Source organism: Agrococcus carbonis (genome assembly GCF_900104705.1).
GTDB classification, from domain to species: domain Bacteria; phylum Actinomycetota; class Actinomycetes; order Actinomycetales; family Microbacteriaceae; genus Agrococcus; species Agrococcus carbonis.
Window position 1 is genome coordinate 1,565,244 of sequence record NZ_LT629734.1, and the last position, 24,928, is coordinate 1,590,171.

23 protein-coding genes and 1 pseudogene are annotated in these 24,928 nt (G+C 71.6%); 11 read left to right on the plus strand and 13 right to left on the minus strand.

Annotated elements, in window-relative coordinates:
- The first annotated feature begins 2 nt into the window (after positions 1-2).
- From yidC to BLT67_RS07575, 5 genes are all read left to right on the plus strand, one after another.
- A complete protein-coding gene (gene yidC / locus BLT67_RS07555; protein ID WP_092666451.1) occupies positions 3-962 on the plus strand; it encodes a membrane protein insertase YidC in 960 nt (319 codons plus the stop codon).
- 3 nt (positions 963-965) lie between these two features.
- Positions 966-1,451: a Jag family protein gene (locus BLT67_RS07560; protein WP_092666452.1), complete on the plus strand. Its 486-nt coding sequence runs from the start codon at positions 966-968 to the stop codon at positions 1,449-1,451.
- Between the two features lie 4 nt (positions 1,452-1,455).
- Entirely contained in the window at positions 1,456-2,106 is a 651-nt protein-coding gene (gene rsmG / locus BLT67_RS07565; RefSeq protein WP_092666453.1) for a 16S rRNA (guanine(527)-N(7))-methyltransferase RsmG, read from the plus strand.
- Positions 2,107-3,746: 1,640 nt separating this feature from the next.
- Positions 3,747-4,580, plus strand: coding sequence for a ParA family protein (locus BLT67_RS07570; RefSeq protein WP_092667579.1), 834 nt, complete (start codon positions 3,747-3,749; stop codon positions 4,578-4,580).
- Positions 4,577-5,614, plus strand: coding sequence for a ParB/RepB/Spo0J family partition protein (locus BLT67_RS07575; protein WP_092666454.1), 1,038 nt, complete (start codon positions 4,577-4,579; stop codon positions 5,612-5,614). Before BLT67_RS07570 ends, BLT67_RS07575 begins: the two co-directional genes overlap by 4 nt.
- A gap of 138 nt (positions 5,615-5,752) precedes the next feature.
- Here the strand turns inward: BLT67_RS07575 and trxA are convergent, their stop codons facing one another.
- The 5 genes from trxA to BLT67_RS07600 form a co-directional block, all read right to left on the minus strand.
- Entirely contained in the window at positions 5,753-6,064 is a 312-nt protein-coding gene (gene trxA / locus BLT67_RS07580) for a thioredoxin (protein ID WP_092666455.1), read from the minus strand.
- Positions 6,061-7,035, minus strand: a complete 975-nt coding sequence (gene trxB / locus BLT67_RS07585; RefSeq protein ID WP_092666456.1) for a thioredoxin-disulfide reductase — start codon at positions 7,033-7,035, stop codon at positions 6,061-6,063. The genes trxA and trxB overlap by 4 nt, the downstream gene beginning before the upstream one ends.
- A gap of 43 nt (positions 7,036-7,078) precedes the next feature.
- On the minus strand, positions 7,079-7,483 hold the full coding sequence (locus BLT67_RS07590) for a hypothetical protein (RefSeq protein ID WP_092666457.1): 405 nt from the start codon (positions 7,481-7,483) through the stop codon (positions 7,079-7,081).
- 90 nt (positions 7,484-7,573) lie between these two features.
- The gene (murJ, locus tag BLT67_RS07595; RefSeq protein ID WP_092666458.1) at positions 7,574-9,229 is read right to left on the minus strand and encodes a murein biosynthesis integral membrane protein MurJ; all 1,656 of its coding nucleotides are present in this window, start codon (positions 9,227-9,229) and stop codon (positions 7,574-7,576) included.
- Between the two features lie 37 nt (positions 9,230-9,266).
- Positions 9,267-11,288 (minus strand): DUF6049 family protein, encoded by a 2,022-nt coding sequence (locus BLT67_RS07600; RefSeq protein WP_092666459.1) that lies wholly within the window; start codon positions 11,286-11,288, stop codon positions 9,267-9,269.
- A 70-nt stretch (positions 11,289-11,358) separates the two neighbouring features.
- Between BLT67_RS07600 and BLT67_RS07605 the strand changes: the two genes are divergently transcribed.
- From BLT67_RS07605 to dnaB, 6 genes and pseudogenes are all read left to right on the plus strand, one after another.
- Positions 11,359-12,840, plus strand: coding sequence for a CCA tRNA nucleotidyltransferase (locus BLT67_RS07605; protein ID WP_407922500.1), 1,482 nt, complete (start codon positions 11,359-11,361; stop codon positions 12,838-12,840).
- 210 nt (positions 12,841-13,050) lie between these two features.
- Positions 13,051-13,428, plus strand: a complete 378-nt coding sequence (gene rpsF / locus BLT67_RS07610; RefSeq protein WP_092666460.1) for a 30S ribosomal protein S6 — start codon at positions 13,051-13,053, stop codon at positions 13,426-13,428.
- A 2-nt stretch (positions 13,429-13,430) separates the two neighbouring features.
- Positions 13,431-13,958 (plus strand): single-stranded DNA-binding protein, encoded by a 528-nt coding sequence (locus BLT67_RS07615; RefSeq protein WP_092666461.1) that lies wholly within the window; start codon positions 13,431-13,433, stop codon positions 13,956-13,958.
- A 59-nt stretch (positions 13,959-14,017) separates the two neighbouring features.
- Complete coding sequence (gene rpsR, locus BLT67_RS07620) at positions 14,018-14,272, plus strand: 30S ribosomal protein S18 (protein WP_072314759.1); 255 nt, start codon at positions 14,018-14,020, stop codon at positions 14,270-14,272.
- 12 nt (positions 14,273-14,284) lie between these two features.
- Positions 14,285-14,737: a 50S ribosomal protein L9 gene (gene rplI, locus BLT67_RS07625; RefSeq protein WP_092666462.1), complete on the plus strand. Its 453-nt coding sequence runs from the start codon at positions 14,285-14,287 to the stop codon at positions 14,735-14,737.
- 427 nt (positions 14,738-15,164) lie between these two features.
- A pseudogene (gene dnaB / locus BLT67_RS07630) lies at positions 15,165-16,496 on the plus strand (replicative DNA helicase); the annotation flags it as partial.
- Positions 16,497-16,716: 220 nt separating this feature from the next.
- Here dnaB and BLT67_RS07635 read toward each other — a convergent pair.
- The 8 genes from BLT67_RS07635 to BLT67_RS07665 form a co-directional block, all read right to left on the minus strand.
- Positions 16,717-16,998: a Fe-S cluster assembly protein HesB gene (locus BLT67_RS07635; RefSeq protein WP_092666464.1), complete on the minus strand. Its 282-nt coding sequence runs from the start codon at positions 16,996-16,998 to the stop codon at positions 16,717-16,719.
- 105 nt (positions 16,999-17,103) lie between these two features.
- Positions 17,104-18,474: an NAD(P)/FAD-dependent oxidoreductase gene (locus BLT67_RS07640; RefSeq protein WP_231945439.1), complete on the minus strand. Its 1,371-nt coding sequence runs from the start codon at positions 18,472-18,474 to the stop codon at positions 17,104-17,106.
- Positions 18,471-18,806 carry a cupin domain-containing protein gene (locus BLT67_RS13715; protein WP_231945440.1) on the minus strand — a complete coding sequence of 112 codons (336 nt, stop codon included), beginning with the start codon at positions 18,804-18,806 and terminating at the stop codon, positions 18,471-18,473. Before BLT67_RS13715 ends, BLT67_RS07640 begins: the two co-directional genes overlap by 4 nt.
- Positions 18,803-20,242, minus strand: coding sequence for an NAD(P)/FAD-dependent oxidoreductase (locus tag BLT67_RS07645; RefSeq protein WP_092666466.1), 1,440 nt, complete (start codon positions 20,240-20,242; stop codon positions 18,803-18,805). The genes BLT67_RS13715 and BLT67_RS07645 overlap by 4 nt, the downstream gene beginning before the upstream one ends.
- A 26-nt stretch (positions 20,243-20,268) precedes the next feature.
- A complete protein-coding gene (locus BLT67_RS07650) occupies positions 20,269-21,924 on the minus strand; it encodes an amidohydrolase (protein WP_092666467.1) in 1,656 nt (551 codons plus the stop codon).
- A 20-nt stretch (positions 21,925-21,944) separates the two neighbouring features.
- Entirely contained in the window at positions 21,945-22,811 is an 867-nt protein-coding gene (locus tag BLT67_RS07655) for an ABC transporter permease (RefSeq protein ID WP_092666468.1), read from the minus strand.
- Complete coding sequence (locus BLT67_RS07660) at positions 22,808-23,740, minus strand: ABC transporter permease (RefSeq protein ID WP_092666469.1); 933 nt, start codon at positions 23,738-23,740, stop codon at positions 22,808-22,810. The genes BLT67_RS07655 and BLT67_RS07660 overlap by 4 nt, the downstream gene beginning before the upstream one ends.
- Complete coding sequence (locus BLT67_RS07665; RefSeq protein ID WP_092666470.1) at positions 23,733-24,923, minus strand: polyamine ABC transporter substrate-binding protein; 1,191 nt, start codon at positions 24,921-24,923, stop codon at positions 23,733-23,735. The genes BLT67_RS07660 and BLT67_RS07665 overlap by 8 nt, the downstream gene beginning before the upstream one ends.
- Between the last annotated feature and the right edge of the window lie 5 nt (positions 24,924-24,928).

A 24,928-nucleotide genomic window follows, 5' to 3' on the forward strand; every position in this document is an offset into this window, starting at 1 on the left:
GCTTGGACATCTTCGCCCTGCTGATGTGGCCCATCAAGTGGGTCATCGAGGCGATCCTCGTCGGATTCCACTGGCTCGTGACGACCCTCGGCGGTGACCCCGGCTCCGGCCTGACGTGGGTGCTGTCGATCGTCGGCCTCGTGCTCGTGATCCGCAGCGCCATGATCCCGCTGACGGTGCGGCAGATCGTCTCGTCGCGGAAGTCGCTCGAGATCCAGCCCGAGATCCAGCGCATCCAGAAGAAGTACAAGGGCAAGAAGGACCAGTTCTCGCGCGAGGCGATGCAGCGCGAGACGATGGAGGCCTACAAGAAGGCCGGCACCAACCCCTTCGCGTCGTGCCTCCCCCTGCTGATCCAGATGCCGATCTTCCTCGGCCTCGTGCAGGTGCTGACCGACGCCAACAACCAGAAGCCCGGCGTCGGGCTCCTGACGGTCGACCTCGCGACGCTCTTCAGCAACTCGACGCTCTTCGGCGCCGTGCCGCTGCACATGACGATGCAGGCGGGCTTCGCCCAGGGCTCGGTGCCCGTCATCATCACGGCGATCGTGCTCACGCTGATCATGTGTGCGACGCAGTTCTACACGCAGCTGCAGATCATGACGAAGAACCAGACGCCGGCGATGAAGGAGTCGCCGATGTACAAGCAGCAGCGCATCCTGCTGTACATCATCCCGGTGTTCCTGCTGGTGTCGGCCTGGCTCTTCCCGCTCGGCACGATGTTCTACTGGCTCGTGTCGAACGTCTACACGCTCGTGCAGCAGCTCATCATCATCAACAAGCTGCCCACGCCCGGCTCCGAGGCGGCGCTCGCCCGGGAGGCGCGCATGGCGCGCAAGCGGCAGCGGATGGGCCTCCCGCCGCTCGACGAGGAGCAGGCCGAGACGGCTGCCGAGATCGACCTCAAGACGCAGCGGCAGCAGCCGAAGTCCAAGAAGCCGAAGTCGCAGCGAGAGGGCTGACGCATGACGGAGCAGACCGCACCCGTGCAGGACGACCAGGGCCAGCCCGACGAGGGCGACATCGCGGCCGACTACATCGAGGGCCTGCTCGACATCGCCGATCTGGACGGCGACATCGAGATCGAGCAGACGGACGCGCGCACGACCCTCGTGGTCGGCGAGGCGGACGACGACCTGGGCGGGCTCTCGAAGCCCGAGGTCGTCGCGGCGCTGCAGGAGCTGACGCGACTCGCCGTGCAGCAGCAGACTGGTGAGTTCTCGCGCATCGTGCTCGACGTTGCGGGTTCCCGCGATGCGCGTGCCGAGGCACTGCAGGCGATCGTCGACCGCGCCGCCGCGTCGCTCGCAGACGGTGCTGACCGGGTGGCGCTCGAGCCGATGTCCTCCTACGAGCGCAAGCTCGTGCACGACCTCGTGCGCGAGCGCGGGCTGATGAGCGAGTCCGAGGGCGAGGGCCAGGGCCGCCACATCGTCGTGCTGCCTGCCTGACCGGATGACCGACGCCACTCCCCCGCAGGTCGAGGCCGAGCCCGAGGTCGCGGCGACGCTCTTCGGCGACCGCCTCGAACTCGCGCGCTCGTACACCGCGTCGCTCGCAGAGCACGGCGAGACGTTGGGGCTCATCGGCCCGCGCGAGCTGCCGCAGCTGTGGAGTCGACATATCCTCAACTCTGCATTGCTCGCACCACTGCTGCGCGGGCGCGTGGGCGACGTGGGGTCCGGAGCGGGCCTGCCCGGGCTTCTGCTGGCGATCGCGCGCCCCGACGTCGAGCTCACGCTCATCGAGCCGATGGAGCGGCGCACCGAGTGGCTGCAGTCCGAAGTCGATCGGATGGGGCTCGACAACGTGACGGTGCTCCGTGCGCGGGCTGAGGAGCTGCCTGGCTCTGGGACGCTCCTCCCCCTCGATCAGGTGACCGCGCGCGCGGTCTCGGCGCTCCGCACGCTCATCCCGCTGACCGCACCTCTCGTGCGCAGCGGCGGCGAGCTCGTGCTCATGAAAGGCGGTCGCGCCGAGGAGGAGATCGACGCGGCGCAGAAGGTGATCCGCAGGCACCGGCTCCACGATGTCGAGGTGCTCGAGCTGGGCGCCGATCTGGGACTCTACGTCACTCGGGTCGTGCGCGCAGTCGTCGACCCCTGATCCGGCGTTCCCGCGGGAACCGCGGCTGCGTGCGGCCGTCATATCCGCCTCTGCCGCCGATGTCTCGCGCGATGTGGGACGCGCTCCACGACGCAGCGCGCACGCGCTTGAGCAGGAGCTGCGACCTGCGCGCTTCATCCCGCGCACCCCGAGTGCCTGAGCCGCCGGCGCAGATCCGCGCGCGGGGGCGGTCGCTGGTCTCGTCGGCAGCAGCGAGCCCGCACGAGGCACAGTGTTGGTCGTGCTCCGAGCGGTGTCCGTGGAGGTGCCACGTCGCCTCCACCTCCTCAAGGCGGACCCCCCGCGGTCCGTTCGCCGGATGGGTCACGTCGGGCGCGCCCTAACCGCGGGCATCGACTTCGATGCAGGCGCCGCGGCCGTTCCCCTGAAGCTGATGACTCTCGTTCGCGCCGGTCGTGCAGGACTTCCACCGCTGCCGCATCGATGCGTTCCACGTGAAACATGCCGAGCTGACGGAGACTGCCCTGCCAGGTCGGCTCTGAACCGAACTGCGGCCGGTTGGGCCCGCGGCACACGTTCATTCGCGGGTCACAGCCACCCTGCCGCAACTGCGCCGGCGCAGGCCGCGCGGGGCGCGAGCTCCAAGGATCACGTGGACTCTCGCCGCACGGTAGTCGCCGACACTGCGCGGTGTTTCACGTGAAACACTGACGTATACCCGCGGAGACGGAATCGTCGCTCGCGCGGCGGCGACTGATGCGAGTCAGCAGCCCGAGCTCCACGAACGGCGTCCTCCCGTCCAGTGCCCATGGCTCGGCGAACGCTGCGACTCGCGGGGATGCGCGCTGACCCGGAGATGGGAGCTGCGGGGTACCGAGTTGACTGTGTGCGCGTCTCGCGTGGCGGTGGCGGAGAAGAAGTGCGCTGTACGACGTGTCGGTCACCATCCTGGGTACGCGAGCGTCGATCCTCGGGGACTTCACGCCATCCCGGACCGTTCGCGGCGAGGATCCGATGTTTCACGTGAAACGGTTCCCGGTCATGAGAGCGATCGATGACGACCGAGTGATGGTTGCACGAAGCGTCCGTATCCAGGTAGCCCCCCGGGTAGCCGGCACAGCGACGGCCCTCCGGGGGCGGTTCGCCGGGGCGGCGGGTGCGTGTGTTTCACGTGAAACAGCGAAAGCGGCAATCACGTGATGGCGGTCGTCCACAGAGCCGGCAACGGGTCACGTCGGCGGGCTAGCTTCGCCCCAGCAGCCAGAGAGCGTCCTCCCCCCAGGCGGGCCCGTTCGTACCCAGGGGTGTGGACAACTGTGGAGAACTCCGGCTCGCTGTACGACGCGCATCCGAGGCGTCGGACCGCTCAGCGCCCGGATTCCGCGTATTTCCGCGGGATTTCGGACGCTGTTTCGCCATTCCGTGAGCTCAGGTTCCAGTCGAACGTACGACAGCGTTCTCCACAGCCCTGTGGAGAACGGATGTGCAGACCCAGCGACACACCCTCGGCGAGGCCGCGCCCGACTTTGCGAAAGCGCGTCGGCACGCCAGACTGGAGGTCTCACACCACGTGCTCGAACGCCGCCGCCGCGCGATGTTCCACGTGAAACATCGACCGGAAGGCACGCGTGAACACGGGCAAGTTCGACACCACCCCGATCGCTCGCGAGCTGGCGGCGATGGCACGACGTCGACAGGCCCTGGCATCGCAGGAGCTCCCCCTTCCCGCGCGGACGCGCATCATCACCGTCGTCAACCAGAAGGGCGGCGTGGGGAAGACGACGTCGGCCGTGAACCTCGCCGCTGCGCTGGCGCAAGCCGGTGCGCGAGTGCTGGTGCTGGATCTCGATCCGCAGGGCAATGCGTCGACCGCGCTGGGCATCGACCACCACGCGGACGTCATGAGCACGTACGACGTGCTCATCGACGGCGAGCCCCTCGGCACCGCGGTGGCCACCAGTCCGCAGAGCCCGCGCATCCAGGTGGTGCCTTCGACGATCCACCTCGCCGGTGCCGACCTCGAGCTCGCGGGCATGGAGCGCCGCGAGCACCGCCTGCGGGAGGCGCTCGACGCTCACCTCTCGACGATGGCGGAGCCGCCCCATTACGTCTTCATCGACTGTCCGCCGTCGCTCGGCCTGCTCACGATCAACGCCTTCACCGCCGCGACCGAGGTGCTGCTACCGATCCAGTGCGAGTACTACGCGCTCGAGGGCGTGACGCAGCTGCTCGACACGATCGGGCGCATCCAAGCGCACCTGAACCCGAAGCTGCAGGTCAGCACGGTCCTGCTCACCATGTTCGACGGCCGGACCCTGCTGTCGCGCCAGGTGGTCGACGAGGTGCGATCGCACTTTCCCGAGCAGACCCTCGAGACGATCATCCCGCGATCCGTGCGCGTCTCCGAGGCGCCGGGCTACGGCCAGACCGTCATCGCCTACGACCCCAACTCGCCGGGCGCGCTCTCCTACAGGGAAGCGGCCGCCGAGATCGCACGCAGAGGAGCGGCATGAGCAAGAAGGCAGGGCTGGGGCGCGGCATCGGCGCCCTGATCCCCACCGGTCCCACCCCCGCGGCCGAGCCGGCCGCCCGGCCCGACGGGCAGGCGCCCGAGACCTCGACCCCGACCCGACGGCGTCGAGCGCCGAAGCCCGGCAGCCGGCCCGTCGACGTCTTCTTCTCGGGCGAAGAGGACGCGCACGAGCTGCTCGAGGTGCCGGGAGCGACGCTCGCCTCGGTCGCTCCCGGGGAGATTCGCCCGAATGCGAGCCAGCCGCGCACGGTGTTCGACGAGGATGACCTGAGCGAGCTCGAGCACTCGATCCGCGAGTTCGGTGTGCTGCAGCCCATCGTCGTCCGCCCGGTGGATGACGCCGGCGACGGCACGAAGTACGAGCTCATCATGGGGGAGCGGCGCTGGCGCGCGAGCCAGCGGGCCGGCCTCGACACGATCCCCGCGATCGTCAAGGACACCCCGGACGACGCCATGCTGCGCGATGCGCTGCTCGAGAACCTCCATCGCGCGCAGCTGAACCCGCTCGAGGAAGCGTCCGCGTACCAGCAGCTGATGGAGGACTTCGCCATCACCCAGGATGAGCTCTCGAAGCGCATCGGCCGCAGCCGACCGCAGATCTCGAACACCATCCGCCTGCTGAAGCTGCCGGAGTCGGTGCAGTCGCGCGTCGCGAGCGGCGTGCTGTCGGCCGGCCACGCGCGCGCGATCCTCTCGCTGTCCTCCGTCGAGGCGCAGGAGCAGCTGGCGGCGAAGATCGTCAATGAGGATCTCTCAGTTCGCGCGGCGGAGGCAGCGGCAGGGCTGCTCCAGCCGCGCACGCCGCGTCGCACCCCCACGAAGGGCGCGGTGCAGCACGGCCTCGACGAGATCGCCACCCGCCTCGAGGACCGGCTCGACACGCGCGTGCGCATCGCGCTCGGCCGCTCCAAGGGCAGCCTCACGATCGACTTCGCGACCGTCGCCGACCTGAACCGCATCCTGGGCGAGCTGGGGGAGCAGGGGTTCGGCGGGGCTGTGCCGACTGAGGACTGAACGCAAAGGACGAAGGGCCCGCCGGATGTGCATCCGGCGGGCCCTTCTGGGTCTCGTGACGCGAGTCGGCTGCGCCGACGCGCTCCTCGACCGACGGGGGAACGGAGTCGGTGGCGCCGACGCTGCCCCTCGCAGAGGTCAGAGGAAGGCGGCGAGCTCCTGCTCGATGGCCGGCTTCGGGCGTGCGCCGATGAGCTCGTGCACGACCTCGCCCCCCTGGAAGACCTTCATCGCGGGGATCGACGTGATGTTGTAGCGCATCGCGAGGTCGGGCTCCTGGTCGACGTTCACCTTGACGACGTCGAGCTTGTCGGTCTCGGCGTCGATCTGCTCGAGGATCGGGCTCACGGCGCGGCAGGGGCCGCACCAGGCCGCCCAGAAGTCGACGACGACGGGCTTGTCGGACTGCAGGACGTCCTGCTCGAACGACGCGGTGGTGACTTCCTTCACAGTGCTGCCTCCGTAGGGGTCGTGACGAGGGCCGGCGCGGCGTGCGCGGCCAGGTAGTGCTGTGCATCCAACGCCGCCACGGTGCCGGAGCCGGCTGCCGTGATGGCTTGGCGGTAGGTGGGGTCGATGACGTCGCCGGCGGCGAACACGCCGGGCACGGAGGTGCGCGACGAGCGGCCCTCGACGGCGATGGTGCCCTCGGGCGTCAGCTCGAGCTTGCCGTGCACGAGGTGCGTGCGAGGGTCGGAGCCGATGGCGACGAACACGCCGTCGATGGGCATCTCCCACGTGCTGCCGCTCACCGTGTCGCGCAGCGTGACGCTCGAGACCTGGTTGGTGCCGTTCACCTCGGTGCCGTTGATCTCCTCGACCACCGTGTTGGTGAGGAACTCGATCTTCTCGTCGTCGCGGGCGCGCTGCAGCATGACCTCGCTCGCGCGGAAGGCCTCCGACCGGTGCACGATCGTGACCTTGTCGGCGAACTTCGTCAGGAAGGTGGCCTCCTCCATCGCGGAGTCGCCGCCGCCGACGACGATGAGCTGCTTCTGCTTGAAGAAGAAGCCGTCGCACGTCGCGCACCACGAGACGCCGTGCCCCGAGAGGGGCTCCTCGCCGGCGATGCCGAGCTTGCGGTAGGCCGAGCCCGTCGCGAAGATCAGCGTGCGCGTCTCGAGCACCTCGTCGCCCACGTGCACGCGCTTGACGTCGCCGTCGAGCTCGAGCTCGGTCGCGTCCTGCATGCGCACGTCGGCGCCGAACTTCTCGGCCTGCTGCTGCATGGCGAACATCAGGTCGGGGCCCTGGACGCCGTCGGGGAAGCCGGGGAAGTTCTCGACATCCGTCGTCGTCATGAGGTCACCGCCCATCTCGACGCTCGATGCGAGCACGATCGGCTTCAGGTTGGCCCGCGCCGCGTAGATCGCGGCGGTGTAGCCCGCGGGGCCGGAGCCGATGATGATGACGTCGTGCACGAGGCCTCCTGGTTCGTGGCGGATGCTCCTGATCCAACCGATTCTAGGCGGCGGGCATTCCCTCGCCCCCGGGCCGCGCGGCGTCGCCCTCGCGCAGCACCGCGAGCAGATCGCCCGTGCGGGCGTCGACGACGATGAGCCCCGTGGCGGGCCACTCGGGGGTCCGTCGCACGACCGGGTGGTGCACGCGATCTCGGATGCGGCGGTCCCACGAGTCGACGAGGGTCGCGGTGTCGGCGTCGACGATGAGCACCGCGGGATGGGCGTGCGCGAGCGACGAGGACGCATCCGACGACCACCAGCCCTCGGCCACGAGCGGGCGCCGGGCCGGGGCGATCGCGGGCTGCTCGCGGCGCTCGCGCCCGAGCACGCTCGCGACGATCGTGCCGACGGCCGCGAGGGCGCCGACCAGCAGGGGAGCGGCGATGCGGATGAGCGGGCGCGCCATGCTGCCTCCCGACGGTGTCAGCGTGCCGGGACGGCGCATCCGCCCCGTGCTGGCCGCCATGCTAGACGCCGCGCCTGCGCGCGAGCCGAGTCAGGCCGCGCCTGCGGGGGCCTGGTCGTCGCCGCCGCGGCCGCGCAGCTTGCCGACGACGATGGCGACGGTCGCGCGGAAGTCGGGGTTGCGGGTCAGATAGAGCAGGCCGAAGTAGATGAGCGCCATGACGGCGCCGGCGGCGATGCACGTCACGACGCCCGCGGGCTTGCTGATGGTGCCGAAGCCGCCGTCGACGTAGCCGCCGAGCGCCCAGACGACGCCGAAGCCCGCAGCGCCCGCGAGCAGCGCGTAGCCGAGGTACTGCACGTGCCGCCAGGCGACGAGCCGGAAGCCGAAGGCGCCGATCTTGCGGCGCACGAGCACGAGCCAGACGGCGGCCGAGATGAGGTTGGCGATCGCGACGGCGAGCGCGGTGCCCGCGATGATCCAGGTGCTCTCGAGGGTCGACGCCCACCACAGCAGGCTGAAGGTGACGACCATGCTGAAGCACGCGTAGAGGAACGCCGTGCGGGTGTCGCCGAGGGCGAAGAAGACGCGCTGGATGACGTACTCGGCGCTGAAGGCGACGGCGCACAGCAGGAACGCCCAGATCACCCACGACATGTCGATCGACCGCTCGAACGAGCGCTCGAAGAGTCGGGCCAGCGGCGGCGCGACGACCGCGATCATGATCGCCGCGATGGTGGTGAGCATGCCGACCCCGCGGAGCGCCCCGGAGAGGTCGCTGCGGATGCTCGCGAGGTCGCCGTCCTGCGCGTGATGCGACATGCGCGTGAAGTAGGCGATCGCGATCGAGACGGCGATGATCGAGTGGGGGAGCGAGAACACGTACCAGGCGTTCTGCATCGTCAAGATGTTGGCGCCCTCGCCGAGCGAGGCGACGTTCGACTGCACGAGGCCCTTGAGCTGGCCGATGATGACGATGCCGAAGAGCCACATCGCGCTCTTGCCGGTCGCGCGCAGCCCCACGCCGCGCCAGCCGAAGTCGAGCCGGAAGCGCATCCCGGTCTTGCGGAAGAACAGCACGAGCACGAGCGCCTGCACCGCGACGCCGAGCGTCGTGACGACGCCGAGCACGGTCACGCGCTCCCAGTCCCACACCGAGATGTCCTCGTTCGTCGCCGCCTCGCCGAACAGCAGCATGAACCCCGCGAGCCCCGCGATCGAGACGACGTTGTTGACGACCGGCGCCCACGTGTAGGGGCCGAACTGGCTGCGCGCGTTGTAGATCTCGCCGAGGAGCGTGTAGATCGCGTAGAAGAGGATCTGCGGCATGCACCAGTAGGCGAGCGCGACGGCGAGCGCCATCTGCTCGGCGGTGAAGCCGCGGCCGCTGTCGGCGGCGTTGATCGCGTAGAGGTCGACGAGGAAGGGCGCGGCGATCGTCGCGACGATCGTGAGCAGCAGGAAGACCGTGCCGCCGAGCGTGAGGATCTTCGAGACGTACGACTCGCCGCCGTCCGGGGCCTTGAGCGCCTTCACGATCTGCGGCACGAGCACCGCGCTCATGACGCCGCCGGCGACGAGGGCGTAGACGTTGTTGGGCAGCTGGTTGGCGAGGCCGAAGGATGCCGCGGCGAGCGATCCCGACTGGCCGATCGCGGCCGCGAGCATGAAGGCCTTCACGAACCCGAGCACGCGGGAGACCATCGTGCCCGCCGCGATGATCGCGCTGGCCCTGCCCGTGCTCACCGGGCGTTCCCCGCGGACTCGGTGCTCGGTCGCTTGCTCACGCGGCTCCCTCGGTCGCTGCCTCGCGCGGCTCGCGCGCCGCCAGGTCGTCGATGTCGCCGTGGGCCTGGCCGCGGCGGCGCTTCTGGATCGAGCGCAGGATGCCGAAGCCCAGCAGCAGCACGATCGCGATCGCGAGGGCCCAGGCCACGACCGCCTCGATGGTGGGCTGCGCCGAGATGCGCAGCAGCTGCAGCTCGCCGATCGGCTGGCCGTCGGGGGTGTGCAGCTGCGCGATGAGCAGCAGCGAGCCGGTGCCCACGACGTCGATCGGCACCTGCACGCGCTGCTGGCTGTCGGGCGCGATCGTCACGTCGACCCTCGGCTCGGGCACGGTCACGAGAGCGTTCGTCGGCCGCACTGAGAGCACCACGTGGGCGGGCACGTCGAGCTGGTTGGCGATCGTGATCGGCAGCGGCACGCTCTCGCCGACCGCGTGGATCGGGCTTCCGCCGATGATCTGCACCGCGCCGCGCATCTCGCCCATCGCGGTGCCCAGGTTGTCGATCGCGCGGCGGTCGGCGTCGGTGATCTCGCGCCCCGCATCCGGCAGCGCGGCGAGCAGCGAGAGGCGCAGCTCGGCGAGCAGGCGCTCGGGCTCGTCGACGATCGAGGCGATCGAGGAGACGTCGGCCTCCTGCTCGAGGGCCGCGAGCACGAGGTCGGCGCCGTCGCCGAGCGCGGCCTCGTCCACCGCGAGGAGCGAGGCATCGCGCGGCTCGGTCTCGAGCGCGGCATCGATGCCGGCGGTCTCGACGAAGCCGGCTGCGGCGAGCGTGCCGAGCAGCCCCGCGGCATCGGAGCCGGGCTGGGTCGGCAGCACCCCGACGAGCGTGCGCGGGTCGCTCGGGCGCTCGCGCGTGATGGTCGCGAGCAGGCCGACGATGCGCGCCTGCAGGTCGCGGGACTCGGCCGCGTCGGCCGCGGTGCCCATCTCGTGCAGCAGCTGCTGCAGCTGCGCGTCGGCTGCGAGCACGTCGACGCCGTCGATGCGGGCGCGGGCGCTCGGGGTGCTCCCCTCGAGCTGCTCGTCGAGCGCCTCGGTCGAGAGCACCACGGTGCCGACGGCCGCGAGCGACTCGAGCTCGGCCTGCCGGACGGGCGACTCGGTCGCGTCGATCACCGGCTGCCGCGTGCCGACGAGCCCCGTCGTGGCGGGCAGCGGATCGTCGTCGGGGCGAGGGATGCCGAGCGGCTCGACCGGGAAGACGCCGGCGCGCACCTGCGCGATGGGATCCGCGTTGCCGTACAGCAGCGGGTAGGTGCTCGCGGTGTCGGCGCGGTCGAGCCAGTCGCGCACCGACGACGGTGCCTCGTCGCCGAGGGCCGCGGCGCTCGCGCCGAACGCGGGATCGATCCCGAGCGTCGCATCCGCCTCGCGCGCCGCGCCGACGAGCACGCGCAGCTCGCCGCCGGGCTCCGTCGCGCGCTCGAGCTCGTCAGCCGTCAGCAGCCCGTCGCCGCGCACGCCCGAGCCGATGGGCGCGGCGAGCGCGAGGGTCGTCGGGCTCGCGTCGCCGGGCTCGTCGTGCACGACGACGCTCGCGCCGCTGCCGATCTCGGGCGCGGATGCGGCGACGCCGTAGGTGCCCCACGGGCGGTCGTCGAGACCGTGCTGCTCGGCCTCGATGACGACGCGCACGGTCTGGCGGTCGCCGGCCGGGACCGCCGGCACGTCGACCGTGCCGACCGCCGAGCTCGCGAGGATCGCGTCGCCGTCGTACCAGCGGCTGAGGCCGTAGCGCGTGCCGATCGGCGCGGTCGTCAGCAGCACCTCGAGGCTCGCGGCAGGGGTCTCGGCGCTGCCCGGGTTGTCGACCGTGACGTCGAGCCGCAGCGTCTCGCCGTCGCTCAGCAGCGGGTCGACGGGAGCGACGACGACCGAGGGCGCCGGGTCCGGCTGTGCGGCGGCGACGGCGGGCGTGGGCGCGGCACCGCCAGCGGTGACCACCGCCGTCGCGAGCGCGGCGAGGGCGCACGCTCCCGCGCGCCATCGCGCGAGGCGACCTGCCGACAGCATGGGTGCAAGTGTAGGTCGCGCCGCTATGGCGGGCAGACCGGCCGCGCGCGACCTGCCAGAATGCTCAGTCGTGACCGACATGGCCGAGGCGACCGCGCGATTGCACGCGCTCGTCGCGAGCGCGCCCACGCGGCAGCTCGCCGAGGCGTTCGCCGCGGCGGGGCATGAGCTCGCCCTCGTCGGCGGCCCGGTGCGGGATGCGTTCCTCGATCGTCCCGTGACCGACCTCGACTACGCGACGAGCGCATCCCCTGATGAGATCCTCGCGATCGTCGAGCCGCTCGCCGAGGCGACGTGGGACGTCGGGCGCGAGTTCGGCACGATCGCCGCGCGCGTCGCGGGCCTGACGGTCGAGGTCACGACGTACCGCGCCGACACCTACGACGGCGTCTCGCGCAAGCCCCAGGTCGCGTTCGGCGACACGCTCGAGGGCGATCTCGTGCGCCGCGACTTCACCGTCAACGCGATGGCGCTGCGCCTCACCCCCGTCCGGGACACCCTCGGGCGCGGCGAGCCGGGCGGGGCGGATGCGTCGCCCCAGCTCGTCGACGTCGGCGGCGGCCTCGAGCACCTGCTCGCGGGCGTGCTCGACACGCCGCAGGCGCCCGAGCAGTCGTTCGACGACGACCCGCTGCGCATGATGCGCGCCGCGCGGTTCGCCGCGCAGCTCGGCTTCGACGTCGCACCGCGGGTCGTGACGGCGATGACGGCGCTCGCCGAGCGCATCCGGGACATCTCGGCCGAGCGGGTGCGCGACGAGCTCAGCAAGCTGCTGCTGACGAGCCGGCCCGTGCCGGGCATCCGCCTGCTCACCGACACCGGGATCCTCGACCGGGTGCTGCCCGAGGTGCCGGCGCTGCGGCTCGAGGCCGACGAGCACGCCCACCACAAGGACGTGTACGAGCACTCGCTCACCGTGCTGCAGCAGGGCATCGACCTCGAGGCGTCGCGGAACCCCGGCGCCGAGCCCGACCTCGTCTCGCGGCTCGCGGGGCTGCTGCACGACATCGGCAAGCCCGCCACCCGGCGCATCGAGGGGCGCACGGTGACGTTCCACCAGCATGACCTGGTGGGGGCGCGGATGGCGAAGCAGCGGCTCAAGGCGCTGCGCTTCGACAACGACACCGTGAAGTCGGTCGCCCGGCTCGTCGAGCTGCACCTGCGCTTCTACGGCTACGGCGAGCAGGCGTGGACCGACTCGGCGGTGCGCCGCTACGTGCGCGACGCGGGGCCGCTGCTCGAGCGCCTGCACATCCTCACCCGCTCCGACGTCACGACCCGCAACCGGCGGAAGGCCGAGCGGCTCGACTTCGCCTACGACGACCTCGAGCGGCGCATCGCCGAGCTCGCCGAGCAGGAGGAGCTCGAGGCCGTGCGGCCGGACCTCGACGGCAACGCCATCCAGCGCATCCTCGGCATCCCGCCGGGCCGCGAGGTGGGGGAGGCGTACCGGATGCTGCTCGAGCACCGGCTCGAGCACGGCCCCGCGTCGCCCGAGGAGGCCGAGCGCGTGCTGCGCGAGTGGTGGGCGGCGCGCGCGGTGGAGCTCTGAAGCGGAGACCCTTTCGGGTCTCCGCCGCGACCCCAGCGCCGACGGCCGTCTCGGGCGTCGGAACGCGGCTCAGCGCATCCGCCGATGTGCTTGAGCCCATCTTTCGCCTGCGCTACAGTTGACAGGTTGCGCGCCCTCGCGCGCGCACATGCATACCCTCCTGCTGCAGACCGTCTGCAGCCGTTCTAGTCCGAAGGAGGTGGGTGAAGCATGCAGCAGTACGAGCTGATGGTGATTCTCGACCCGGAGGTGGACGAGCGCACTGTCGCCCCGTCGCTCGACAAGTTCCTCGGCGTCGTCCGCAACGACGGCGGCACCATCGACAAGGTCGACATCTGGGGCCGGCGCCGCCTGGCCTACGAGATCGACAAGAAGACCGAGGGCATCTACGCCGTCGTGAACTTCACGGCCGAGCCGGCGACGACCGACGAGCTGGACCGCCAGCTGGGCCTGTCGGAGGCCGTCATGCGCACGAAGGTGCTCCGCGCCGACGTCGCGGTGGCCCGTGCCGGCAAGGAGCCGGTCAAGCGCGAGGCGAAGGCTGACGCCGACGCCGAGTCGACCCCCGCAGAGGCAGAGGCGAAGTAGCGATGGCTGGCGAGACGATCATCACGGTGGTCGGCAACCTGACTGCCGACCCTGAGCTGCGCTACACGCAGAACGGCCTCGCCGTCGCGAACTTCACGATCGCGTCGACCCCCCGCACGTTCGACCGGCAGACCAACGAGTGGAAGGACGGCGAAGCGCTGTTCCTCCGCGCGTCGGTGTGGCGCGAGTTCGCCGAGCACGTCTCGCAGAGCCTGCAGAAGGGTTCGCGCGTCATCGCGCAGGGCCGCCTGAAGCAGCGCTCGTTCGAGACGCAGCAGGGCGAGAAGCGCACGGTCATCGAGCTCGACGTCGACGAGATCGGCCCCTCGCTCCGCTACGCCACCGCGCAGGTCACCCGCACGTCGGGCGGCGGCGCAGGGCGCAGCTCGGGCGGCGGCCAGGGCGGCGGCTTCGGCCAGCCGCAGCAGGTCGCCGACGAGCCGTGGGGCCAGCCGCAGTCGCAGCCGCAGGCCGGCGGCGACGTGTGGGGCGCTCCCGGCACCTCCTACAACGACGAGACGCCCTTCTAAGGCGCGCTCGCTCACCAGATTCACGGGGCGGATGCCCCGAGCACGAAAGAAGGCACTCTATGGCTGGCAAGCCGCAGAACCGCAAGCCGCGGGGCCCGAAGGGCGGCAAGAACGTCGCCCCGGCCAAGGCGATCAAGGTCGGCGTCATCGACTGGAAGGACGTCGCGACGCTCAAGAAGTTCATCTCGGAGCGCGGCAAGATCCGCGCCCGTCGCATCACCGGTGTGTCGGTGCAGGAGCAGCGCCTGATCGCCAAGGCGATCAAGAACGCGCGCGAGATGGCGCTCCTGCCCTACTCGGGCGCCGGACGCTGAGGGGGCTGAACCATGGCAAAGCTCATCCTCACGAACGAGGTCTCGGGCCTCGGCTCCGCCGGTGACGTCGTCGAGGTCAAGAACGGCTTCGCACGCAACTACCTCGTGCCCCAGGGCCTGGCCGTCGCGTGGACGCGCGGCGGCGAGAAGCAGGTCGACCAGATCAAGGCCGCCCGCGTCGCACGCGAGCACGCCACAATCGAGGAGGCCCAGGACCTCAAGGCGCGACTCGAGGCGAACGCCGTGACGCTGTCGGCCAAGGCCGGCACCGAGGGCCGCCTCTTCGGCTCGATCCAGACGAAGGACATCGCCGAGGCCGTCGAGACCGCCGGTCACGGCAAGCTCGACAAGCGCGTCATCGAGATCCCGACGCCGATCCGCTCGGTGGGCGACCACCAGGCGACGGCTCGCCTGCGCGACGACATCATCGCGACGATCACCCTCAAGGTGGTCGCCGCGAAGTAGCGCGCTGGAGACATGCCCGAGGGCCCGCATCCACATCGGATGCGGGCCCTCGGGCGTTCGTGCGCTGCTGTCGGGACCGCACTGAAACACCGTCCGGCTTGAGCCGGCGCTGAGCATCCGTCACCAACCTTCAACGTGCACTTCACCCCCGCTTCTCCCCACTGGGTGTGGAATGAGGAATGCCCGGTCAGAGGGGGTTTAGGGGGTTCCGCTCAGAATGCATGCACAGGTCTGTGCACACCCTGCGGGCGTGTCGCGGGCGTCAAATCTCGGCGTTTTCCACATCCGTCCACAGGCCTCTCCACAGGGGGATTCGCTGAGGGAGCGCACGACTCCTAGCCTGATGCAGGCTCCATCCGCGCGAGGTGTGGGTCGCTTGCGGCATGGTCGGGCTGAGAGAAGGGGCGCTGTGACGGATCTGGCTGAGATGGGGCTCGATGAGAGCCGCTACAGCGAGCGCACGCCGCCGTTCGACATGCTCGCCGAGCAGTCCGCGATCGGCGGCATGCTGCTGTCGAAGGACGCCGTCGCCGACTGCCTCGAAGCGGTCCGGGGGGCCGACTTCTACCAGCCGAAGCACGAGATCATCTACGAGGCGATCCTCTCGCTCTACTCGCGCGGGGAGCCGACCGACGTCATCACGGTCTCCGACGAGCTGACGAAGACGGGGATGCTCTCGCGCGCCGGCGGCGCCGACTACCTGCACTCGATGACCTCGATGGTGCCGACCGCCGCGAACGCCGGCTTCTACGCCGAGATCGTCGCCGAGAAGGCCGTGCTGCGGCGCCTCGTCGAGGCCGGCACGCGCATCGTGCAGATGGGCTACGCCTCCGAGGGCGAGGTGACCGACCTCGTCAACCACGCGCAGGCCGAGATCTACGGCGTCATGGGCGACGACCAGGCCGAGGACTACGTGCCGCTCAGCACCGCGATCGAGGTCGCGATCGAGGAGATCGAGGCGGCGAAGGGCCTCGAGGGCGCCATGACGGGGGTGCCGACCGGCTTCCGCGAGCTCGACGAGCTCACCAACGGCCTGCACCCGGGCCAGATGATCGTCATCGCGGCTCGCCCCGGCATCGGCAAGTCGACGCTCGCGATGGACCTCGTGCGCTCGTGCTCGATCAAGAACGACCTGCCCTCGGTGTTCTTCTCGCTCGAGATGGGGCGCACCGAGATCGCGATGAAGCTGCTCTCGGCCGAGTCGAACATCCTGCTGCAGAAGCTGCGCAAGGGCTCGATCGAGGGCCGCGACTGGACGACGCTCGCGCAGGTGCGCGGCCGCATCAACGACGCGCCCCTCTACATCGACGACAGCCCCAACCTGACGCTCGTCGAGATCCGCGCGAAGTGCCGCCGGCTCAAGCAGCAGGCCGGCCTGCGCATGGTCGTGATCGACTACCTCCAGCTCATGACGAGCGGCAAGAAGGTCGAGTCGCGCCAGCAGGAGGTCTCGGAGTTCTCGCGCTCGCTCAAGCTGCTCGCGAAGGAGCTGCAGGTGCCGGTCATCGCGCTGTCGCAGCTCAACCGTGGCCCCGAGCAGCGCGGCGACAAGAAGCCTGCGATCAGCGACCTCCGCGAGTCGGGGTCGATCGAGCAGGACGCCGACATCGTGATGCTGCTCCACCGCGAGGACGCCTACGACCGCGACATCCGCCCCGGCGAGGCCGACATCATCGTCGCGAAGCACCGAGGCGGTCCGACGAAGACGATCCCGGTGGCCTTCCACGGTCACCTCGCGCGCTTCGCCGACATCGCTCCCGGCATGGGCCCGGGCGACGGCGGCGGCATGCCCGGCGGCATCCCGGGTGGCATGCCCGGCGCTCCGGCGATGCCGCCGGGCGGCACGCCCTTCGGGGGTGCGCCCTACGGCGCGCCGTCCGCGCCCCCTGCGGGCTGACCGCCGACGGTGCGCGACCCCACGCCGCCCCGGACGCAGACGACGGCCCCCGGCCGTCGCCGGGGGCCGTCGAAGCGCGCGATCAGCCCTGCTGGCCGATGGCGAAGTCGACGCGGCCGTCGGGCTGCGCGGATGCGTCGAGCACCTTGTCGTCGAGGGCGACGGCGGCCTGCGGGTCGAGGAAGACCTTCGCGCCGGCCGACTCGACGACCTGGTCGTCGGCCTCCGGCTGGTTCGCGACGGCGACGGCGAGGCCGGCGCCCTCGACGTCCTGCGAGATGCGGATGCCGCCGGTCTGGGGCGCCTCGGCGCCGGAGACGATGCCGCTGATCACGGTCTGGGCGTTCTCGGTCAGGGTGAGCATGGGTGCTCCTTCCGATCGGTGAGCCCGCCACGATGCCGTGCGCGCGGGGCCGCCCGCAAGCGGCGTTCGCCCTCGGCGTGCTCCCGCGGGTGCGGGCGCGTCGCGCTACCGCCCGGAGATCAGGTCGGCGAGGCTCGCGATCGGGGACGTGCGGCGGCCGCCCATCGACTCGTGCCGATCGGCGAGCCGGTAGGCGCCGTAGATGCCCTGCACGGCGAGCCAGCGCAGCGGCTCCGGCTCCCAGCGCGGCGCGCGGTGGCCCACCCACGGCAGGCGGGTCAGCTCGGTGTCGCGACCGAGCACGAGGTCGGCGAGCGTGCGCCCGGCGAGGTTCGTCGCGGTCACCCCCGTGCCGACGTAGCCGCCGGCCCAGCCGAGCCCGGTCGCGCGATCGAGGCCGACGCTCGCCGACCAGTCCCGCGGCACCCCGAGCACGCCCGACCACGCGTGCGCGATCGGCACGTCGGCCGCCAGTGGGAAGAACGCGTGCAGCAGCTCGGTGAGGCTCCGCACCGCACGCTCCTGCGTGCGCCCGTCGTCGTCGACGCGCGAGCCATAGCGGTAGGGCACCCCGCGGCCGCCGAAGGCGATCCGGTCGTCGGCGGTGCGCTGGGCGTACATGTAGACGTGCGCGAAATCGCCGAGCGTCTCCCCGCCCCGCCAGCCCACCGCATCCCAGAACGACCGCGGCAGGGGATCGGTGACGATCATCGACGAGTTCATCGGCAGCCAGTCGCGGTGGTGCCCGGCGAGATCCGCGGTGAAGCCCTCGGTCGCGCGCAGCACGTGCTCGGCGCGCACGGTGCCGCGGTCGGTGATCGCCAGGCCGGGCCGGATCTCGCGCACGGTCGTGCCCTCGTAGATGCGCGCGCCGAGGCGCTCGACCTCGCGCGCGAGGCCCCGCACGAGCTTCGCGGGGTGCACGCGGGCGCAGTGCGGGTGCCAGAGCCCGCCGAGGGCGCCGTCGACGCGGATGCGCTCCCGCAGCTGGGCGGCGCCCCACAGCTCGACGTCGGTGCCCGGCCACGTCGCCTCGGCGGCGTGCGCCGACCGCAGGCGCGCGAGCTGCGCGGGGGTCCGGGCGATCTCGAGCTCGCCGCCCTTGACGATGTCGGCGTCGACGCCCGCCTCCGCCGCCCACCGGATGACGTCGTCGACGGCATCGTCCATCGCGCGCTGCTGCGCGATCGCCGCGTGCCGCCCGTGGGTGCGCTCGTACTGCGCGCGGCCGCCCGTGACCGAGTTGGTGAGCCATCCGCCGTTGCGGCCAGACGCGCCGAAGCCCGCGAAGCGGCGCTCGAGCACCGCGATCCGGATGCCGGGCTGCTGCGCGGCGAGCGCGTGCGCCGCCCACAGGCCCGTGAGGCCGGCGCCGACGATCGCGGCGTCGACGTCGAGATCGCCGTCGAGCGCCGGCCGCTGCTCGGGCACGCCGAGCTGCTGCCACCAGAACGAGACGCCGCCGTTCGCCGTCACGACAGGAACGCCTTCCGCAGCGTCTCGCGCACCGTCCACTCGGTGCGCATGCCGGAGCGCAGCCGCAGCACGGTGCCCGGGCGCAGCTCGACGGCGGGGAGCGCGGGCTCGAGGAAGGCGACCGTCGCCGAGCCGGCGAGCACGACGAACACCTCGTCCTCCTCGACGTCGCGCATCGCGCCCGGTGTCATCTCCCACACGCCGATGCCCTCGTCGAGCATCGTCCATCCGGTGCGGGGCGCGCCGCCGAGCACCTGCTCGCGCGCCACGGGCTCGAGGTCGACGGCGGTGCCGAGCGCGTCGACGGCCACGCCGGGCTGCAGCCGGCTCACGAGTCGAAGCCCAGGCCGAGCGCGTCGAGCGAGCGCAGCAGCAGGTTGCGACGACCCTCGCGGTGGTCGGCGCGGTCGAGCGACCACCGGGTGGCGTTGATGCCGATCGCGGCGAGCGGCTCGGGCGGGAACGGCACGGGCCTGCGCCGCACCATCTCGAGCCGGGTGCGCTCGGTGTCGGCGCCCTCGAGCAGGTCGAGCATCACCTCCGCGGCGAAGCGGGTCGAGGCGACCCCGAGCCCTGTGAAGCCCGCGGCGTACGCGACGCGGCGCTCGCGCGCGTGCCCGAAGAACGCGGTGAATTGCGTCGATGTGTCGATCGCGCCCGCCCAGCGGTGCGAGAAGCGCACGCCCTCGAGCTGCGGGAAGGTCGTGAGCACGTGGCTCGCGAGCCGCTGCCACACCTCGGGGGTGTGCTCGTATCGCAGGTCGACGTGGCCGCCGTAGTGGTAGACGGCGTCGTAGCCGCCGAAGAGCAGCCGGTCGTCGCGCGTGAGCCGGTAGTAGTGGAACTGGTTGGCCATGTCGCTCACGCCCTGACGGCCCTCCCAGCCGATCGCGGCGCGCTGCTCGCGGGTGAGCGGCTCGGTCATGAGCACGGAGTCGTAGACCGGCACGGTCATGAGGCGGTTTCGGCGCAGCAGCGACGGGAAGGCGTTCGTCGCGAGGGCGACGTGTCGGGTGCGGATGCTGCCGGCGTCGGTCATGACGGTCACGTGGCCGGCGGGCGGGGTGTCGATGCCTGTCGCGCGCGAGCGCTCGAGGATCTCGACGCCCCGCTCCTCGGCGGCGCGGGCGAGCTCGGCGGCGAGGAGCGCGGGGTGCACCATGCCGCACGTGCGGCGTTCCCACAGCCCCGCGAGGTAGGTCGGCGAGGCGATCGCGGCCTGCACCGCGTCGCGGTCGAGCAGCACCGCGCCGGCGTCCGCGTCCGCCTCGGCCGCCGCCTCCTCGAGCCACGCGACCTGGTGGGGCTCGACCGCGACGGCGAGCTGGCCGGTGCGCTCGAACTGGAAGTCGATGCCGTAGCGCGCCTCGGCAGCCTCGATCGCGTCGAGGTTCGCCATGCCGAGCCGGCGGAGCTCCGGCATCTCGTCGGGCCAGCGGCGCTCGCCGTTGTCGTCGCCGTGGGTGAGGCTCGCCTCGCAGAAGCCGCCGTTGCGGCCCGACGCGGCCCAGCCGACCCGGTGCGCCTCGAGCACGACGACGCGCAGCGACGGGTCGCGCTCCTTCGCGAGCAGCGCCGTCCAGAGCCCGCAGTACCCGCCGCCGACGACCACGAGGTCGGCGCTCGCCGAGCCGCGCAGCGCCGCGCGTCGCGGCCGCAGCCGCTCCGGCACGTCCTCGGTCCAGAAGACGCCCGTGCGCGTCTGCGCGAGGCTGTGCGCGACCGCGGTGGCGCTCGGCGCCTGCCGCTCGAAGACCGTGCTCCCCACGGCTCCCACCCGCTTCCCCGCCCGGCTCACGCGTCGTCGGCGGCGAACACGCGCGCCCCGTCGACGAAGGTCTGCAGCACGCGCGTCGCCCCGATCTCCTCGGCGGGGCCGGCGAACGGGTCGCGATCGAGCACGGCGAGGTCGGCGAAGGCGCCCACGCGGATCGACCCGGTGTCGCCGTCGAGGTGGTTCACCCACGCCGACCCGGCGGTGTACGCCGCGAGCGAGGTCGCGAGGTCGATCGCCTGCTCGGGCAGGAACGGCTCGTAGTCGCCCTCCTCGAAGCCGGGCGCGGCCTGCCGGTTGACGGCGGTGTGGATGGCCGCGAGCGGGTTCGGCGAGGAGACCGACCAGTCGCTCCCGGCGGCGAGGGTCGCACCGGCGCGTAGCAGGTCGCCGAAGGGGTACTGCCACGCCGCGCGCTCCTGCCCGAGAAAGGGGAGCGTGAGCTCGACCATCTGCGGCTCGAGCGTCGCCCACAGCGACTGCATGTTCGCGGTCACGCCGAGCTCGCGGAAGCGCGGCACGTCCTCGGGGTGGATCACCTGGATGTGCGCGATGTGGTGGCGGCCGTCGCTGCGGCCGTTCCGGCCGATCGCGTGCTCGACGGCGTCGAGGCACTCGCGGACCGCGCGGTCGCCGATCGCGTGGAAGTGCACCTGGAAGCCGTGGCCGTCGAGCTGCGCGACCGCCTCACGCAGCACCTCGGGCGGCACGAACGAGAGCCCCGCGTTGTCGGTCGGGTGGCCGTGGTGGTCGCAGTAGGGCTCGAGCATCGCCGCGGTGAAGTTCTCGGCCACGCCGTCCTGCATCACCTTGATGCTCGTCGCCTGGAAGCGTCCGCCGCTCAACCGCTCGCGCCGCTCGATGAGCGACGGGATCTGCTCGAGCCCCGAGGTGCGATCCCACCAGAGCGCGCCGACGACGCGCGCGGTGAGCGACCCGTCCGCCGCCGCGCGGCGGTAGGTCTCGCCGGGGTCGCGGAGGTCGGAGTAGTCGCCGATGATGGCGTCCTGCCACGCGGTGATGCCGAACGAGTGCAGGTAGCCCTGGCCCGCGAGCAGCGCCTCGTGCAGCAGCTCGGGCCCCGCCTCTGGCACGAGGCGGTTGACGAGCGACATCGCGCCCTCGTGCAGCGTGCCGGTCGGCTCGCCGTCGGCGTCGCGCTCGATGCGGCCGTCGACCGGGTCGGGCGTGCGCCGGTCGATGCCCGCGAGGCGCAGCGCGGCCGAGTTGACCCACGCGCCGTGCCCGTCGCGGTTCGGGAGGAACGCCGGCCGGTCGGGCAGCACGCGGTCGAGCGCCGCCGCGGTCGGGGTGCCGCCCGGGAACGCCGACATCGCCCAGCCGCCGCCGAGGATCCACTCCTCGTCCGGGTGCTCGGCCGCGTAACGCGCGATCGTCTCGAGGTACTCGGGCTCGGTCGCGGCCTCGGCGAGGTCGCAGCGCAGCAGCTCGAGGCCGCCGGACACCGGGTGCACGTGCGCGTCCTGGAACCCGGGCACGAGCATCCGCCCCGTGAGGTCGACGACCTCGGTGTCGGGGCCGATCAGCTCGCGCACGGCATCGCCGCCGACCGCCACGATGCGGCCGCCGGTGACGGCGACGGCGCTCGCGCGGCTGCGCGCGGCGTCCGCGGTGAAGACGGGACCGCCGGCGAGGACGAGGTCGGCGTGGGGCATGGGGCTCCTTCCGTGCCGGCTCAGCCGCCGGCCATCGTGCGCGCGATCTGCGTCGCCGAGTCGCCCGCGCGCCGCAGCACGAGCGCCACGACGGCGAGCGCGATGAGCGTGAGCACGAGCATGATGGTCGAGACCGCCGCGATCTCGGGGCGCAGGCCCGAGCGCACCGCGGAGAGCACGTACACCGGCCACGGCGTCGTGCCGGAGACCTGCACGAACGCGGCGATGATCGTGTTGTCGAGGCTCAGCGTGAACGCGAGCAGGAAGCCCGCGAGCACGGCGGGCATCGCGCGCTTGAGCGTGACGCGGCGGAACGTCGTGAACGGCGTCGCGTAGAGGTCGCTCGAGGCCTCCTCGAGGTTCGCCTCCTGGCCCACGAGCCGGGCGCGCACGATGTACGAGACGACCGCGGTCGCGAACAGCGACGAGCCGATCGACAGGCGCACGTAGCCGTTGTCGAACAGCGGCATCCCGAGGTCCTGGCCGAGGAAGACGAACCACGGCAGCAGCGCGATCGCGTCGACGATCTCGGGCGTGACCGACACGAGCAGCAGCAGGCCCAGGAACCACCACACCCACTTGCCGGGATGCCGTGCCATCGCGATGCCGGCGAGGGTGCCGATCGCGGTCGCGATGATCGCGGCGATCGCGGCCGTCACGACCGAGACGCGCACCGCATCCTGCACGACCGGCTTGTCGACGATCGTGCGGAACGCGTCGAGCCCGAAGCCGTCGAACGAGACCAGCAGGCGGCCCGTGTTGAACGAGTAGACGACGATGACGATGATGGGCGCGAAGAGGAACAGGAGCACGAGGACGCCCCAGACCGTCAGCAGCGCGTCGGTCGCCGGGCGGCGTGCGCGGCGCCCCCGCTCGACGGCGCTCACGCGGCCACCTCGTCGCGCGCTCGGTCGCGCTCGGGCGCGGCGGCTGCGGGCTCCGGCCCGAGCACGAGCCGGTTGCGCAGCCGCGCCGGCAGGCCGAGCAGCCAGATGAGCAGGGCGCCGACGGCCACGGTGACGGCGATCACGAGCATGAGCACGACCGCCATCGCCGAGCCGAGCGCCCAGTTCTGCGCGGTCTGGAACTGGCTCGCGACGAGCTGCCCGACCATGTTGCCCTGCGCGCCGCCGAGCACGGTCGCGGTGATGTAGTCGCCCATGAGCGGGATGAACACGAGCAGCACGCCCGCGATGATGCCGGGCGTCGACAGCGGCAGCGTGACCCGCAGGAGGGTCGAGAGCGAGCTCGCCCCGAGGTCCTTCGACGCCTCCCGCACCTGCGGCCCGACGCGATCGAACGCGACGAACAGCGGCAGGATCATGAGCGGCAGGTAGTTGTAGACGACGCCGAGCAGCACCGCGGAGCGCGTGTAGAGGATGTCGATCGGCCCGAGTCCGATCGCCTGCAGCAGCTGCGACGCCCAGCCCTCGGGCGCGAGGATCACCTGCCACCCGATCGTGCGGATGAGGAAGTTCGTCCAGAAGGGGATGAGCACGAGCGCGAGCATGAGCCCGCGCCGCTCGGGCCGCACCTTGAAGGCCATCCAGTAGGCGACCGGCGCGCCGATCAGGAAGCACAGCAGCGTGCCGACCACGCCGACCCAGAGGGTGTTCTGGAAGGTCGCCGCGAAGGTCGGGGAGAGCGCCTCGACGTAGCGGTCGAAGGAGAGGACGTCGTTGGCGTGCGTGCCGAAGATGCCCGGCTTGTAGCCGAAGCTGAACCAGATCACCATCGCGACGGGCGCGAGGAAGAAGATGCCCAGCCACGCCCACGCCGGGAGCGCCAGCAGCGCGCCGAACGACCTCCTACGCACCCGCTGCGGCCTTCATCTCGTTCCAGATCTCGACGCGGCGGCCCTGCGACTCGTTGAGCTCGCCCTCGTGCATCGTCGCGAGCTGCTCGTCGGTGAAGAACAGCAGGTCGGTCATCTCGAGGCCCGCGTCCGCCGCGACCTGCTCGAGGTCGCGCCCGCCGACGTGGTAGCCGATGTAGTCCATGTTGGCGATCATGCTCTCGGGCCGCATCGACCAGTCGATGAACGCGTGCGCCGCCTCGGGGTGCGGCGCGCCCGCCGCGATGGCCCAGTTGTCCATCCACAGCTCGGTGGCCGGGCCGGGCAGCACCCACGTCCAGCGGTCGGGGTCGGGCGACTCGAGGATGCCGAGGCGCGCGTCGCCGTTCCACGACTGCATGAGCACGTGGGTGCCCTGGGGGATGGCGCTGCCGCCGGGGTAGGAGTCGAACGCGACGATGTGCTGCGCGAGCTCGTCGACGAGGAAGTCGCGGCACGCGGTGAGCTGCGCCTCGTCGGTCGTGTTCCAGTCCTGGTCGTCGCGCCAGAAGAACGGCCCGATGACGCCCGCGGGGTCGTCGAGCAGGGTCGTGCGACCGCTCGCCTCGTTCATGGCGGCGTCGAGGAAGTCGGCCCAGGTGGTCAGCTCGCGCGTGATGACGGTGTTGTCGTAGACGAAGCCGGTCGTGCCCCACGCCTTGCAGATGGAGTACTGGTTCTCGGGGTCCCACTCGCGGCCGAGGTACTGCGGGTCGACGTTCGCGAGGTTCGGCAGCAGGTCCTTGTTGAGCGGCATGAGCAGCTCGTTCTCGACCATCTGCGGGATGAACGATCCGGTCGGGACGACGATGTCGTAGCCCGACGTGCCGCGGGCGGCGACGAGCTTCGCGATCATCTCCTCGTTCGAGCTGAACGAGTCGAGCCGCACCTGCGGCCCGAGCTCGTCGCTGAAGCCCGAGAGCACGTCGGGCGCGTCGTAGTCGCCCCACGTGTACATGGACAGCTCGGCCTCGAGCGCGCCGCCGCTCGCGCCCGGCGATGCCGACGGGCTGCCGCTGCCCCCGGGCGTGCACGCGGCGAGCAGCGCGGTGCCACCGGCGAGCGCGGCGAGGCTCAGGAAGCGGCGGCGCGAGATCTCGCGCTCGATGAACGGCACGGCCTCCGCGGTCGCGAGGATGCGGATGGGGCGCTTCGGGGTGGGCATCGTTG